Source organism: Paenarthrobacter sp. NPDC089307, from assembly GCF_040685055.1.
In the GTDB taxonomy this organism is placed as follows: Bacteria; Actinomycetota; Actinomycetes; order Actinomycetales; family Micrococcaceae; genus Arthrobacter.
In genome coordinates this window covers 339717-354512 of record NZ_JBFBHE010000005.1, presented here as the reverse complement: position 1 = coordinate 354512, position 14796 = coordinate 339717, and the positions used below count along the sequence as shown (strand labels likewise).

Here is a 14796-nt window from a genome sequence, read left to right as displayed (position 1 = left end):
CATTGTTGTTGCTTCAGCTGGGGTTGTTACTTCAGCTCGGCTTCGGCCATGGCAAGTTGGGCGAACTCTTCTTCGGGCGCGCCCGCCACGATCCGGTGCCGGCTGTAGAGCCAGAAGTAGAGGAGGGCGGCGGCGAAGATGGCCGCAGTGATGGATGCTGCAAAAACGTCGACGACGAACGTCGCCACGACTGCCACGGCGGAAAGAACCAGGGCGATCGACGTTGTGACGATGCCGCCCGGAGTCCGGTAGCCGCGTTCGAGGTTGGGTTCCTTCTTTCGCAAAACGATGTGCGAAAGGTTGAGAAGAACGTAGGAAACCGTTGCTCCGAACACCGCGATGTTGATCAGGAGGGCGCCGTCCTGGGTGATTGCGGCGAGCAGGAATCCAATGGTGCCGGGAACAATCAGGGCCCAGTAGGGAGTCCGGCGTGCGCCTGTGAGGGAGAGCCACCGGGGGAGGTAGCCGGCACGGGAGAGGGCGAACAACTGCCGGGAGTAGGCATAGATGATGGAGAAGAAACTGGCCACCAAACCGGCCAACCCGGCGTAGTTGATGAAGTCGGCCAGGAAGGTGTTTCCTCCATAGGCGATCCGGAGGGCTTCGGGTAGCGGGTTGTCGGAACCGCTCATTGCCTGGGAACCTGCAGCTCCGGGGACCAGAACAAGCATTAGCGCTCCAAAGACCACCAGGATGATGACTGCCACGATGATGCCGCGCGGCATGTCCCGCTTTGGATTGGACGTTTCCTCTGCCGCAAGTGGGACCCCTTCGACCGCAAGGAAGAACCAGATGCCGTACACCAATGCCGCCAGGATCCCGCCGATCCCCATGGGGAGGAAAGCGCTGGATCCGGCCGAACCATCGGGAACGATGTCGAAGAGCTTTGCTGCGTCGAACTTGGGGAGAAGGCCAATCACGGCCGCGACAAGGGCGACTGCGGCCACGGCTGTGATGGCGAACATGATCTTCAAGGCCTCACCGACGCCACGAAGGTGGATGCCGATGAAGATGACGTAGGTGACCAGGTAGACGGGCCAGGAGTTGGTCAGGCCGAACAGGCCCAACGCTTCTACGTAGCCTCCGATGAACGTGGCGATCGCTGCCGGAGCCACCGCGTACTCAATGAGCACGGCCATCCCGGTGGCAAAGCCGCCAAGGGGGCCAAGGGCGCGGCGGGCGAACGCGTAGCCAGCGCCCGCGGTGGGGAGCGTTGAAGAGAGTTCGGCAAGTCCGAAGACCATGCAGGTGTACATGACCGCCATGAGGGCGAAAGCGATCAGGAGGCCGCCCCACCCTCCTTGGGCCAGCCCCAGGTTCCAACCGGCGAAGTCACCGGAGATTACGTAGGCCACACCCAGGCCGGCGAGCAGGACCCAGCCCGCTGCCCCTCGTTTGAGGCGTCGGTGTTGCAAATACTCGTCCTCGCCACCGGACGTCCGTTCCACTGTTTCCATGCGTGTTCCTTACGTTTGAGGAATGCTTGTGGGAAAGTAATTGGGAGGATCCTCGGATCCTAAAGGACTGTTTTTAGTCCATTGCGTGCTTCACAGTTTGGACTGTGACATGGCGCACGTCAAGACTTCCCTGGAAATAGTGCTGCTTAAGTCTGCGCGAGTCGCGCTAAAGGTTTCTTTCACAACCTTTGCCTGGAGGCATGGGTAGCATGAAGGCAGCAGCGTCTCCTTGGGGTGATGCGCTTCCTGTGAAAGGAGCTGCCGTGCCGGACCCAGCCTTTGGCCCGTCCTTCTCTATGCTGCGCCCTGTCAGGGGCGGCAACGCGTTCGAAGAGACCATCGAACACATCCTGCAAACCATCAAGCTGGGCATCTTTGCCCCGGCCGAAAAACTTCCGCCGGAGCGTGAACTGGCCGAGCAACTTGGGGTCTCCCGGGCTACGCTGCGTGACGCCTTGGGTGAATTGCAGAGCGCCGGCTATCTGGAAGTACAGCGGGGCAGGTACGGCGGTACGTACGTCTCTACTGAAACGGTGCAGCGGAAACCGGACCACGGGCCGCTGGACCCGGCCGAAGTTGAAGACGTCCTGCTTTTCCGCTCAATCATTGAACCGGCCGCGGCGGGGTTGGCGGCCAAAGCTGATCTGTCTGCCGCAGCACGGCGGCACTTGCAGCTTTGCTTATCCGAAGTCTGTGCGTCACCGGCAGCCAGCTATCGTCCCCGCGACTCGCGATTCCACATTGCCATCGCCGAGATGTGCGGTTCGGCGAGCCTTGTGTCGGCCGTGGCGGAAACCCGGGCCAGGCTTAATGACTTGCTGGACCGGATTCCGTTGTTGGGGACCAACCTCGAGCACGCGAATGAGCAGCACACGGAGATCGCCGACGCTATTCTTCGAGGCGACGCGCCTGCTGCCGAAAGGGCCACGGTGCAACACCTGGAAGGCACGGCTTCACTGCTTCGCGGATTCCTCGCCTAGCCGTTAAAAGCAACGCGGGGTCACTTATGGCCCATGTTTCACCTGAATATGGGCCATAAGTGACCCCGCGTTGGTTTGAGGAGGGGGTGCTACTTCCACCAGGTATCAAAGATCGTGACCGGGACCGTGCGCTTGTGGCGTGTGCGCAGGAACTTCTGTTCGATGGACTCTGCCACGGACTCGGGGACTTCGCGGCCCTCAAGGTAGTCGTCGATCTGGTCGTAGGTGATGCCGAGTTCGTCTTCGTCGGTACGGCCGGGCTTGTCGTCCAGGAGGTCGGCCGTGGGAACCTTCTTCCACAGGCGCTCGGGGGCGCCCAGCTCTGCCAGGACTTGCCGGTTTTGGCGCTTGTCCAAGCCGAACAGCGGCAGGATGTCCGCACCGCCGTCGCCGTATTTCGTGAAGAAGCCGGTGACGGACTCGGCGCCGTGGTCCGTGCCGATGACCAGGTAGTTGTGTTCGCCGGCCAGGGCGTACTGCGCGATCATGCGGGCGCGAGCCTTGGTGTTGCCCTTGTGGAAGTCTGAAATTTCTGCGCCCGTGGTCTTGAGGAACTCGTCCTCGAAGCCGTCAACGGCGCGGGAGATGTTGAAGGTCCACTCGGTCTTGGCGCGGATGAAGTCCAAGGCCGCCTGGGCGTCCTCTTCATCGTGCTGGACGCCGTAGGGGAGGCGGACCGCCACGAAGTTCGCTTCCACGCCGTCGGCTTCCAGTTCCTCAACCGCCAACTGGGCCAAGCGGCCCGCGAGAGTGGAGTCGAGGCCGCCGGAAATGCCCAGCACGAAGCCTTTGGTCCCTGTCGCTTTCAAGTAATCCTTCAGGAAGGCAACCCGCTTGCGGATCTCCTCCGCAGGATCGATCCGGGGCTGGACGCCCATTTCGTCAATGATCTTGGCTTGGAGTTCGCGCATGTGTTCCACAGTAGTCAGCCGCGTCACGAACGCTCAACCATATTGCGCGGCGGAGTCCCAACTGAGTCGCACTTCGCGTCGTTCTGAGCGCTGGGAGCGGCCTGATCTGCGACCTAGTTGGGTGCCGGGCCGGTTGAGCCGCGTACGGTGAGGTGCGTTGGCATGACGGCGAGGCGCCGGCTGGAACCTGCGTGCAGGGGATCGAGTTGTGCCAGGAGCATGGAAACCGCCACACGCCCGGCCTGTTCAATCGGGGAAGCCATGGTGGTCAGGGGCGGGTTGCAGAAGTCGGCGCCGAAAATGTCGTCGCAGCCCACAATGCTCATGTCATCGGGGACGCGGATGCCACGTTCCCTGAGGCGCTGCAACATGCCGATCGCCAGGAGGTCGTTGAAGACGATGCAGGCCGTTGCTCCGGTGCGGGCCGCTGCGTCGGCGGCCGCGGCGCCGGAGGTTGTTTTGGGGGTGAAGGGGCCTACCCGGGAGGTGGTGAGTCCACGGTCCCGGCTTTCTTCCTCGAAGGTCTTCCAGCGTTTGGCGTTCGACCACGAAGACGCCGGCCCGCCCACGTAACAGATTTTGGAGTGGCCCAGCGAGGTCAGATGTTCCAGTGCCTGGACAACCGCGCCTGGGGTGTCGATGACTACCGTGGGTGCGTTGGCAGAGGAGCGGTTGATGGTGACGATCGCCTGCGAGCTTGCTGCTTCAAGAATCTGGGCGTCAGTGAGGCGGGACGCGGCAAGGATGAACCCGTCGGCGGTCCGCTGCATCTTCTGCAGGGCATCGGCTTCCATCTCGGCTGACTCTTCGGTGTCCACCAGCAGCTGGGTGTATCCGGCCGCCTTCAGTTGGTTCTGGGTGCCCCGGATGATGTCGAAGTAGAACGGGTTGGTGACGTCGGGGACCAGGAGTGCGATGGCATTGGTCCGGCCGGAGCTAAGGCTGCGGGCCTGCGAACTCGGGACGTAATTGAGCTCGGCGGCCACTTTCTCGATGCGTTCACGGGTTGCCCTGTTCACGCGGTCCGGGTTGGAAAGAGCCCTGGAGACAGTGGACGTGGCCACTCCCGCCAACGCGGCAACATCCCGGATTGTTGGTGCGGATCCCCGCCCGTTTGTCTCAGCCATAAAAAGATTGGACCATCTCATGGCAACTTTTGGCAACCGCTTGCCGCACAATTGCCGGACTCGTAGACTCGTTGCCGAAAGCCCCTGTGACGTAGACCACTACCGGGCTGTGTAACCAAGGAGGAAACAATGAGGTTTGCACCATCTGCCAAACTTGCCGCCGTCGCTTTGACTGCAGCACTGGCTCTGACAGCATGCGGGGGGAGCGGCAACAGCGGCACATCGGGCAGCAGCTCCGGGGGCGCCGTCGACGGGGCGGGCAAGACACTGAATGTTCTGACCGGCGTCAACAACCAGTACCCGGAAGAGCAGAAGAAGTGGCAGAGCGACATCGCCGCCAAGTTCAAGGCAAAGACCGGCGCGGACGTGAAGTTCGAGACCTTCGCATCAGCCAACGATGAACTGACCCGTATCCAAACCTCCGTTGTTTCCGGCCAGGGCCCGGACGTATATACCCTTGGCACCACCTTCACGCCCACCGCCTACGCCACCAAAGCCTTCGTGACACTTTCGGATGACGACTGGAAGAAGGTAGGCGGGAAGGACCGCTTCAACCCGGCCGCGCTGGGCATCTCCGGCCCCGACGCCGAGCACCAGGCGGGCATCCCGTTTGTCAGCCGCCCGTTCGTCATGGCCTACAACAAGGACATCCTGGCAGCCGCGGGCATCGATAAGCCCGCCACCACCTGGGATGAGCTCGCCGAACAAGCCAAGAAGATGACCAACGCCGGCACCGGAACCTACGGCCTCGCCACTGGCTACAAGGACAACTTCGATCCCTGGAAGTTCATCTGGGCCATGTCCGTGCAGGCAGGCAACCCGCTGGTTGACGGCGACAAGCTGAAGATGGACGACCCCACGGTCCAGAAGGCCTACGAAACCTACTTCGGCTGGCTCACCAAGGACAAGGTAGTGGACCCGGCAGCGATCGGCTGGAGCAACAGCAACGCGGTAGCGGCCTTCGCGTCCGGCAAGGCCGGATACCTGATGATGACCACGTCCAGCTCCATCCCGACCCTGGACAAGTCGGCCATCGCGGGCAAGTACGAATACGCCCTGATGCCCACCACTGCTCCGGGCGAATCTTCCCCCAAGGGCGACGGCGACAAGGCCGCCAGCATCCTCTCCGGCGACAACGTAGTGGTCGCGGACTACTCCCAGCAGAAGGACCTGGCGTTCGCCTACGTCGAGCTGATCACTTCCAAGGATGAGCAACTGAACTACCAGAAGATCTTCGGTGAGCTCCCTGCAAACGCCGAGGCGCTCGCCTCCCTGACCGATCCGAAGCTGAAGCCGATCGCCGATGCTGCCGGCAAGTCGAAGGCAACTCCCTTCACCGGCGCCTGGGGCGATATCCAGTTGGGCCTGCTGAACGTGACCGTCCAGTCCATCCCGGACCTGGCCAAGGGAACCGTTGACGAGAACGCCTTGGAATCGCGGCTGAAGGACGCACAGTCCAAGGGCCAGGCTTCCCTCGACCGGGCTGCGAAGTCCTAGGCAGGGTCTCCCATGTCCACTGATTCCTTCAGGGAAAAACCCCTCCGCCGCAAGGGCCTGAGCGAGCGGAACCGTCCACTGTGGATGTTGATCCCCGGCGGCGTCCTGATGTTCATCATCATTGTGGTCCCGCTGTTCCTGGGCATCTACATGTCGACGCTCAATCTCGACCAGTACTCGCTGCGCAAGTGGGTCAGTGCACCGTTCATCGGTGTCGAGAACTTTGTGGAGGCCTTGACCGATTCGCCACTGCTCCATTCGGTGTGGCTGAGCGTCAGTTATTCGCTTATTGCCATGCTGGTCACTTTGCCCTTGGGCATTGCCGCTGCGGTTGCCACGCAGAACGCTTTCAAGGGCCGCGCACTCATCCGCTCGGTCTTCCTGATCCCGTACGTGCTGCCGTCCTTTGTGGTGGCCACTGTGTGGCGGACCATGTTCCAGCCGGACGGGGTGGTCGACTCGGCCCTGGGTGTGTTCGGCGTCGATGGCGGTTTGTGGTTGAACGGACCCCAAACGTATTGGACGCTGATCCTGGTCCAGATCTGGGCTTCCTGGCCGTTCATCTACCTGCTGGCCCTTTCCGGCCTGCAGTCCGTGGACCACGAAGTCCACGAGGCCTCGGCCCTGGACGGCGCGTTGTGGTGGAACAAGCTGCGGTATGTCATCTTCCCGTACCTCAAGGGTCCGCTGGCCCTGGCTTTCCTGATCGGCATGCTGCACCACATCAACAACTTCACCCTCCCGTTCGTGCTGTTCGGCGTGCCGGCACCGTCCGACGTCGAAGTTCTTCCGATCCTGACCTACGTCACCAGCTTCCAGAGCTTCCGGTTCGGCCTCAGTGCGGCCATGGCGTTTGTTTCCTTGGTGTTGATCGCCATTCCGCTGTTCATTTACCTGCGCGCCGTCAAGTTGGACGACGCTGAAACTCCGGGAGGCAAGAAGTGAGTGCGCCAACCACCTCTGTCCGCGGCACGGCCCGCGGGGGTTCGGCAGGAACGACCTTCAGGCCAGGTTCGAAGAGGCAGCACGAAGTAACCCGCCTGTTGCCTGGCCCGATGCTGGCGATCATCCTCACGGTGCTCAGTGCAATCGTGCTGATACCCGTTGCGTACATCTTCATGGCCTCGGTGAACTCCGACATTGGGGTGGCCAACGGAGAATTCTGGCCATCCACATTCTCGCTGGAGAACTACACCAAGATCTGGTCAAGCGTTGGCCTGGCGAAGGGCCTCGGCAACAGTGTCCTGGTGGCAGGCGCAACAGCGGTGGTTTCCGCCGCGATGTCCGTATCCATCGCCTACGTCCTGGTCCGCTACCAGTTCCGCGGCCGGCTCACTATTCTCCGGGGCCTGTTGGCGTTGCAGTCCGTGCCGGGAACACTGATGGTCCTTCCGGTTTTTGTGCTCTTCTCCTCGGCCGCCAGCTACCTGGGCGTGCAGGTGATCGGCACGCAGTGGGGACTCTTCGTCACGTACCTGACGTTCGCGATGCCCTTCTCCACCTGGGTGATGGTCACCTATCTGCGTGGCCTTCCCCGCGAACTGGAAGAGGCTGCAAGGATCGACGGCGCCAGCAACCTGGGCGTCCTGGTCCGGATCATCCTCCCGCTCAGCTGGCCCGGAATTGTGGTCTCTGGAATCTTCGCTTTCCTGCTGGGCTGGAACGATGTCCTCTTTGCCTCGGTGATGACCCGGCCTGAAAGCCAGACGGCTGCCGTAGCCCTTCAGATCTTCGGAGCTTCGCAGGAGGGTGGAGCCATTCCCCTGTACGGCCAAATGATGGCGGCGTCTCTGGTTTGTGCGGCACCCGTCGTGATTCTCTACCTGATTTTCCAACGTTACCTAGTGGGCGGACTCACCGCCGGAGGAGTTAAGTAGCAATGACCGGTCCAGAAACAGTGCAGTGGACGCTTTCGGGCTTCGGCGACGAGATCGACGACGACCCGGTCCTGCAGATCGCGGTGCTCCAGGCCCTGGGTGCGAACCACATCGAGGTCCGCAGCGCCTGGGGAACCAACATCGTGGACCTCACCCCTGAGCAGTTGGCAGAGCTCAAGAAGCTCCTGGACGGCGCAGGCACGGGTGTTTCCGCCATCGCTTCGCCCATCGGCAAAGTGGACGTCACGCTGCCGGTGGAACACGAGGTTGAGCGCCTCCGCCGGGCCGCCAACGCAGCCCAGGTCCTGGGATCGCGCTACATTCGGATTTTCTCCTTCTACTATGGCGATGATGTGGCCGTGGAGAGCATCCGGGACGACGTCATCGAGCGGATGCGGGCTCTGGCCGACGTCGCTGAACAGTCCGGCGTGGTGCTCCTGCACGAGAACGAGAAGGACATTTTCGGGGACACTCCCGATCGCGTGCTCGACATCATCGAGTCGGTGGATTCGCCGGCTTTGAAAGTCGCCTGGGACCCGGCCAACTTCGTCCAGGTGGGCGTCAAGCCCTTCGACGAGGGGTACGCCAAACTCCGTCCCCACCTCGAATACCTGCAGGTCAAGGACGCGCGGTTCGCCGACGGTGTCGTGGTTCCTGCCGGCGAGGGCGACGGCGACCTCCTCCGCACGGTAGAGGCGCTGAAAGCCGACGGGTTCGAAGGATTCGCAAGCCTTGAACCGCATCTGGCAGGAGCCCACGGCCTGGGTGGCTTCTCGGGGCCGACCGCTTTCGGGATGGCAGCCCGTGCTTTTGCCAAAGTCGTCAACGAAGCAGGAGTGGAAACCAAGTGAGCACCGAAACATCCCGTCCCATCATCAACGTCGCCATTGCCGGTTGCGGCACTATTGGGCGCACCCACGCGGCATCAGTTGCCGAAATCGCTGACCTGCAGGTCACTGCCTTGGTGGACGAAATCGCGGAGGCCGCGGACGCCCTGGCCCAGCACATCGAAGACCAGGGTGCTGCGCGGCCGGCCACCTTCAAGAGCCTGGGCGAAGCGTTCGCAGGTGCCGACGTCGACCTCGTCATCATCGCCACCCCCAGCGGACTGCACATCGAGCAGGCGTTGGAGGTGCTCGACGCCGGCAAGCACGTGGTGATCGAAAAGCCGCTGGACGTGAACCTCAACCGCGCGGACGACATCCTCGCCGCCGCGAAAGCAGCTGAAGAGAAGGGGCTGGTGGCCAGCGTCATCAGCCAGCACCGCTTCGATCCTGCGAGCATCGTGGTGGACCAGGCCCGCCGGGCCGGGCGCTTCGGCAAGCTGACGTCGGCCATCGCCTCCGTGAGCTGGTACCGCAGCCAGGGCTATTACGACTCCGGCGCCTGGCGGGGCACCTGGGCCATGGACGGCGGCGGGGCGGTGATGAACCAAGGCGTCCACACCGTGGATCTGCTCCTATGGTTCCTGGGCACCCCGGTGGAAATCAGCGCCAAGACGGCCCTTCTGGCACACACCGGCGTTGAAGTGGAGGACACCGCAGTGGCCACCGTGACGTTCGAATCCGGCGCCCTCGCAGTACTCCACGCCACCACGGCCGCCTATCCCGGACTCAGTGTCAGGCTTCAAGTCATGGGCAGCATGGGATCAGCCGTCATCGATAGTGACAACCTCCAGTTTTTCCACGCCGCAGCCTCTGAAGAAGAGACGCAGAGCGGGCCCATGGGGATGCCAGGCGCCAGCAACCAAGCCGAGGCGGAGCTGGCCAGGTTCGCTGAACCTGCCCCGCAATCCAACCTTGATCCCACCCTGTATCCCGCCGGCCACATCCGCCAATACCGGGACGTCGTGGAGGCCATCCGGAACGGCAGGCCTGCAGGCGTCACCATCGAGGACGCCGTCAAGGCACTGGCCACGGTGCGGGCACTCTACGTTTCGGCAACATTGGGCCGCCCTGTGCTCATAGCCGATGTGGTTGCAGGGAAGTACAACGACGTTGAAGTGCGCACCGGCAACGGCCACTTCGAGGAGGTCACCGCATGAAATTCTCGGTTTTCACGGCCTCGGCGCCGGAATGGACTCCGCAGGAAGCCGCCACTGAACTGGCGGCACAAGGTTGGCACGGCATCGAATGGCGCGTCACGGACCAGGCCGATTCGCCCGAACCCGGGTTCTGGGCAGGGAACAAAGCCACCTGGCCCATGACCGGTCTGGAGGACTCACTGCCGGAGATCGCCAGAGTCACCTCCGAAGCGGGACTGGAGTACTCCGGCCTCGGCGGTTACGCCCGCTGCGACAACCACGACGACGTCGAGCGCGTTCTCGCCGCCACGGCTGCTTTGGGCGCACGGCAGGTCAGGGTCAACGTCCTGCCGCTGGGCAACTCCAGCATGGGAGGTGGCGAGCCGAGCGGCCTGCCCTATCCTGAGCTGTTTGCCGCTACCCGTGAACACTACGAGTGGGTTGCCGGCCGCGCCGCCCACCACGGAGTGAAGGCTCTGGTGGAATTGCACCATGGGACGGTGACGGCGTCCGCCTCGTCCGCCCGCCGCCTCCTGGAGGGCCTGGATCCCCGGCATGTCGGGGTCATCCACGACCTCGGCAACCTGCTGATCGAGGGCTGGGAATCGCCGCTTCCGGCCCTTGAACTGCTGGGGCCGTACCTGGCCCACGTCCACGTGAAGAACGCCCGCTGGGTCCGTACCGATGAGAGGGACGAATCCGGGGCCGCGGTGTGGGTGAACGAGTGGGCCCCGCTCGCGGAAGGGCAGGGGAGCGTCCTGGCGTACTTCAAAGCCCTGGCCGCCGTGGGCTACGACGATTGGGTGACGGTGGAGGACTTCTCCACAGACGTTCCACTTGCCCAGCGCACCGCAGGAAACCTCCAGTACTTGCGCCGGGCGGCAGAGCTGGCCGGGCTGTCAGTTCCCGCCGGTGCCGATCTCTCCGCCGGTTCCGTCCCGAAAGGCTGACTCATGTCCCAGTCCCTCGCCACCCATCCCGACCGCCTGCTCCCAGCGGATCCGGGGACGCGCAGCATCGCACGCTCCTTGTTGGAGCGGGTCCAGGACCTGCCCATCATCTCCCCGCACGGCCATGTGGATGCCGCTGTGATCGAGCAGAACACGCCCTTCCCGGATCCTGCGGCGTTGCTGGTCACTCCCGACCACTACGTCACCCGGCTGATCCACGCCTCGGGTGTTCCGCTCGACCAGCTCCAGCCCCAGGCGGGGGCACGGAGTATCTGGCAGTCCTTCTGCGAGGCCTGGCCCCTCTTTGACGGCACCGCTTCGGGCTACTGGCTGCGGACGCAGTTCGAGTCGGTGTTCGGGTGGCAGGGTGAACTGTCCGCAGAAACGGCGGACGCAAGCTTCGATGCCATTTCAGCCAAGCTCGCGGAGCCGGGATTCCGCCCCCGTGAGCTCTTCAAGGACTTCAACATAGAGGTCCTTGCCACTACGGACGATCCCTTGGACAGCCTGGACAGCCACCGTGCGCTCGCCGCTGACCCGTCGTTCCACGGCCGCGTCCTGCCAACGTTCCGCCCGGATGCTTACATCAACATCGCAAACCCGGCGTGGCCGGCAAACGTGGAACGGCTCATCGCAGAAGCGTCCGACGGCGGCACGGGCTACCGCGGGTACCTCACCGCCCTGGAGAATCGCCGCCGGTACTTCGTGGACCACGGTGCAGTATCGGCAGACCACGGTGTCCGCACTCCGGCCACGCTCAAACTGGATGCTGCCGAAGCCGAGGCCCTGTTCAACAAGGCCCGCTCCGGAGAAGCCAACGCCCAGGACCGTGACATCTTCGAAGCCCACATGATGTACCAGATGGCCAGGATGTCCGTGGAAGACGGCCTGGTGATGACCATCCACCCGGGCTCCTTCCGGAACCACCACCAGCCCACCTTCGAAGCCTTCGGGGCGGACACCGGCCATGACATTCCCGTGGCCACCAACTACACCGAGGCCGTCCGGCCGTTGTTGCAGGACTTCGGTACCGCCAAGGACTTCCACCTGGTGCTCTTCACCCTGGATGAGACCGTCTTCTCCCGCGAACTCGCTCCACTGGCCGGTTTCTACCCCTCGGTCTATATCGGCGCCCCGTGGTGGTTCCTTGATGCCCCGGACGCCATGCTCCGGTTCCGTTCGGCCGTTACGGAAACAGCCGGTTTCTCCCGTTCTTCCGGGTTCATCGATGACACGCGGGCCTTCTGCTCCATTCCGGCACGGCACGATGCCTCCCGCAGGATTGAAGCTTCGTTCCTCGCCAGGCTTGTTGCCGAGCACCGCATCAGCGAGGACCGCGCGCACGAGCTGATTGTCGACGTCGTCGATTCTTCCCCCCGAAGGGTCTTCAAACTGTGAGTGGCGACCAGACGCTCCCGCGGTTGCGCCGCGATGAATCCCGGCCCACGCCGCCCATCCGCATCGTGCACCTTGGCTTGGGGGCATTCCACCGCTCGCACCAGGCCTGGTACACCCACCATGCCGGTGACGCGGCCGAGTGGGGCATTGCCGCATTCACCGGGCGCCGGCCACGGGCGGCGGACATCCTGGCGGAGCAGGACGGCGTGTTCACGCTGGTGGAGCGATCCGGTGCGGGCGACACTTTCGAGGTCATCGGCAGCATTGCCGAAGCCGTGGACGGCGCCGACGTCCAGCGCTTGGCGGAACTCGTGGCCGCCCCCACCACTGCGGTGGTCACGCTGACCATCACCGAAGCTGCCTACGCGGCCGACGGCGACGAAACGCCCCTGGCACGCCTGGCCACGGCGCTCGCAGCCCGCAAGGATGCAGACGCCGGGCCGATCGCCGTCGTCAGTTGTGACAACCTTGCGGAGAATGGCACGGTTGCCCGGAAGGCGCTGGAGGCCCGGGCGGATGCCGTGGACCCCGAACTGGCTCGATGGATCCGCGAGAACGTGAGTTTCGTGGGTACCTCCGTGGACCGGATCACGCCACGGACCACCCCGGAGGATCTCGTGGAAGTGGCCGAACAGTGCGGCTACCGGGACGAAGCCGTCGTAGTAGCCGAACCCTTCCACAACTGGATCCTGAGCGGCGACTTTCCTGCCGGGCGTCCCCGTTGGGAGGATGCCGGAGCCGTTTTCGTGGACGACATCGAGCCCTACGAGAACCGCAAGCTGTGGCTTCTCAACGGAGCGCACTCCATCCTTGCCTACGCCGGCTTGGTCCGAGGACACGCGACCGTGGCCGAAGCGCTGTCCGACGACGTCTGCAGGGCTGCCGTAGAGGATTTTTGGGACGAGGCCTCCCGCCACCTGCCCGGCGAAGGACTCGATGTTCCGGGATACCGGCAGGCCTTGCTGGAACGGTTCGGCAATTCGCGGATAGCGCACCACTTGACCCAGATCGCCATGGACGGGACCACCAAATTGCGCATGCGCGCCTTGCCTGTGCTTGCCGCCGAGCACGCCCAGGGCCGCTCCGGAGCCGGCGCTGCCCGCATGATCGCCGCCTGGATCGCCTACGTTTCCGCGACGGAGGACTACCAGGACCCCCTGGCCGGGGACATCGGAACCGCAAGAACGCTCGACGGCGAACACCGCACCGCTGCGCTGTTGGCCCTCCTCAGCCCCGGGCTGGCCGAGGACAGTGCCGTGGTTTCCCTTGTTCACCAGCAGCAGGACGCCATCGCCACCCCCCGCACCCATGCATAGACCCTTGGAAGGAAAAGCCACACCATGAAAATCATTGCCGCTGATGTCTTTGTGACCAGCCCGTCCCGCAACTTCGTTACCCTGCGCATCACCACCGAGGATGGTGTGACGGGTATCGGTGACGCGACGCTCAACGGCCGGGAACTCGCCGTCGCCGCCTACCTCAAGGAGCATGTGGCGCAGCTGCTGATCGGCAAGGACCCGCACAGGATCGAGGACACCTGGCAGTTCCTTTACCGCAGCTCGTACTGGCGCCGTGGGCCGGTGACCATGGCGGCGATTGCCGCCGTCGACATGGCGTTGTGGGACATCAAGGGCAAGGTGGCGGGGCTGCCCGTCTACCAGTTGCTGGGTGGCGCTTCCCGGAACGGGTTGCGCGCCTACGGCCACGCTTCGGGTTCGGACATTCCGTCCCTGTTTGACTCTGTCCGTGAGCACCTGGAGCTGGGCTACAAGTCCATCCGGATCCAGACCGCCATCCCGGGCATCAAGGCTGTTTACGGTGTGGCCGCGCAGGCGCAGGCCTCGGGGGAGCGGTACGACTACGAGCCCGCGGGCCGCGGCACTTTCCCGCTCGAGGAGGACTGGGATACCCGGGCGTACCTTCGCCACCTGCCCACCGTGTTCGAAGCCGTGCGCAACGAATTCGGCCCCGAAATCCCGTTGCTGCACGATGGCCACCACCGCATGACTCCCATCCAGGCGGCCAAGCTCGGCAAGGCCCTGGAACCGTATGACCTCTTCTGGCTTGAAGACTGCACGCCTGCCGAGAACCAGGAGGGCCTGCGCGTGGTCCGCCAGCACACCACCACCCCGCTGGCGATCGGCGAAATCTTCAACACGGTGTTCGACTTCCAGACCCTCATCAAGGAACAGTTGATCGACTACGTCCGTGCAGCATCCACGCACTTCGGCGGTATTTCCCCGCTCAAGAAAGTCATGGATTTCGCGGCTCAGTACCAGATCAAGTCCGGCTTCCACGGACCCACGGACATTTCCCCGGTGGGCTTCGCAGCGCAGTTGCACGTTGGCCTGGCCATCCACAACTACGGAATCCAGGAGTACATGCAGCACTCGGACAAGACCAACGAGGTCTTCCAGCAGTCCATGACCTTCACGGACGGTTACCTGCACCCGGGCGACGAGCCGGGCATCGGCGTCGAATTCAACGAAGAAGCCGCTGCCGCCTTCCCCTACCAGCAGGCGTACCTGCCGTACAACCGGCTCGTGGACGGCACGGTCCACGACTGGTGATCTTCC

Annotated in this window: 13 protein-coding genes; 10 read left to right on the top strand and 3 right to left on the bottom strand. The window is 63.6% G+C overall.

Annotation, left to right across the window (positions count from 1 at the left end; all coding sequences use genetic code 11):
• Positions 1–26: 26 nt before the first annotated feature.
• Positions 27–1457, bottom strand: a complete 1431-nt coding sequence (gene eat, locus AB0N72_RS14490; RefSeq protein ID WP_363931061.1) for an ethanolamine permease — start codon at positions 1455–1457, stop codon at positions 27–29.
• Positions 1458–1720: 263 nt separating this feature from the next.
• Between eat and AB0N72_RS14485 the strand changes: the two genes are divergently transcribed.
• Positions 1721–2437, top strand: coding sequence for a GntR family transcriptional regulator (locus AB0N72_RS14485; protein ID WP_363931059.1), 717 nt, complete (start codon positions 1721–1723; stop codon positions 2435–2437).
• Between the two features lie 89 nt (positions 2438–2526).
• Here AB0N72_RS14485 and nadE read toward each other — a convergent pair whose 3' ends face one another.
• Positions 2527–3348 (bottom strand): ammonia-dependent NAD(+) synthetase, encoded by an 822-nt coding sequence (gene nadE / locus AB0N72_RS14480; protein WP_363931058.1) that lies wholly within the window; start codon positions 3346–3348, stop codon positions 2527–2529.
• Positions 3349–3461: 113 nt separating this feature from the next.
• Positions 3462–4475, bottom strand: a complete 1014-nt coding sequence (locus AB0N72_RS14475) for a LacI family DNA-binding transcriptional regulator (protein WP_363931057.1) — start codon at positions 4473–4475, stop codon at positions 3462–3464.
• A 129-nt stretch (positions 4476–4604) separates the two neighbouring features.
• On the opposite strand from AB0N72_RS14475, the gene AB0N72_RS14470 reads away from it, so the two are divergent.
• From AB0N72_RS14470 to manD, 9 genes are read left to right on the top strand one after another with little or no spacing between them, the layout of a single operon-like run.
• Positions 4605–5972, top strand: coding sequence for an extracellular solute-binding protein (locus AB0N72_RS14470; protein WP_363931056.1), 1368 nt, complete (start codon positions 4605–4607; stop codon positions 5970–5972).
• Between the two features lie 12 nt (positions 5973–5984).
• Positions 5985–6917, top strand: a complete 933-nt coding sequence (locus tag AB0N72_RS14465; RefSeq protein WP_363931055.1) for a sugar ABC transporter permease — start codon at positions 5985–5987, stop codon at positions 6915–6917.
• Positions 6914–7849 (top strand): carbohydrate ABC transporter permease, encoded by a 936-nt coding sequence (locus AB0N72_RS14460; protein ID WP_363931054.1) that lies wholly within the window; start codon positions 6914–6916, stop codon positions 7847–7849. The genes AB0N72_RS14465 and AB0N72_RS14460 overlap by 4 nt, the downstream gene beginning before the upstream one ends.
• A 2-nt stretch (positions 7850–7851) precedes the next feature.
• Positions 7852–8700 (top strand): sugar phosphate isomerase/epimerase family protein, encoded by an 849-nt coding sequence (locus tag AB0N72_RS14455; RefSeq protein WP_363931053.1) that lies wholly within the window; start codon positions 7852–7854, stop codon positions 8698–8700.
• On the top strand, positions 8697–9893 hold the full coding sequence (locus AB0N72_RS14450; protein ID WP_363931052.1) for a Gfo/Idh/MocA family oxidoreductase: 1197 nt from the start codon (positions 8697–8699) through the stop codon (positions 9891–9893). The genes AB0N72_RS14455 and AB0N72_RS14450 overlap by 4 nt, the downstream gene beginning before the upstream one ends.
• Positions 9890–10822: a sugar phosphate isomerase/epimerase family protein gene (locus AB0N72_RS14445; RefSeq protein WP_363931051.1), complete on the top strand. Its 933-nt coding sequence runs from the start codon at positions 9890–9892 to the stop codon at positions 10820–10822. Before AB0N72_RS14450 ends, AB0N72_RS14445 begins: the two co-directional genes overlap by 4 nt.
• Before the next feature lie 3 nt (positions 10823–10825).
• Positions 10826–12220, top strand: coding sequence for a glucuronate isomerase (gene uxaC, locus AB0N72_RS14440; RefSeq protein WP_363931050.1), 1395 nt, complete (start codon positions 10826–10828; stop codon positions 12218–12220).
• A complete protein-coding gene (locus AB0N72_RS14435; protein WP_363931049.1) occupies positions 12217–13536 on the top strand; it encodes a mannitol dehydrogenase family protein in 1320 nt (439 codons plus the stop codon). Before uxaC ends, AB0N72_RS14435 begins: the two co-directional genes overlap by 4 nt.
• A 24-nt stretch (positions 13537–13560) precedes the next feature.
• Positions 13561–14790, top strand: a complete 1230-nt coding sequence (manD, locus tag AB0N72_RS14430) for a D-mannonate dehydratase ManD (protein WP_363931048.1) — start codon at positions 13561–13563, stop codon at positions 14788–14790.
• The last annotated feature ends 6 nt before the right edge of the window (positions 14791–14796 follow it).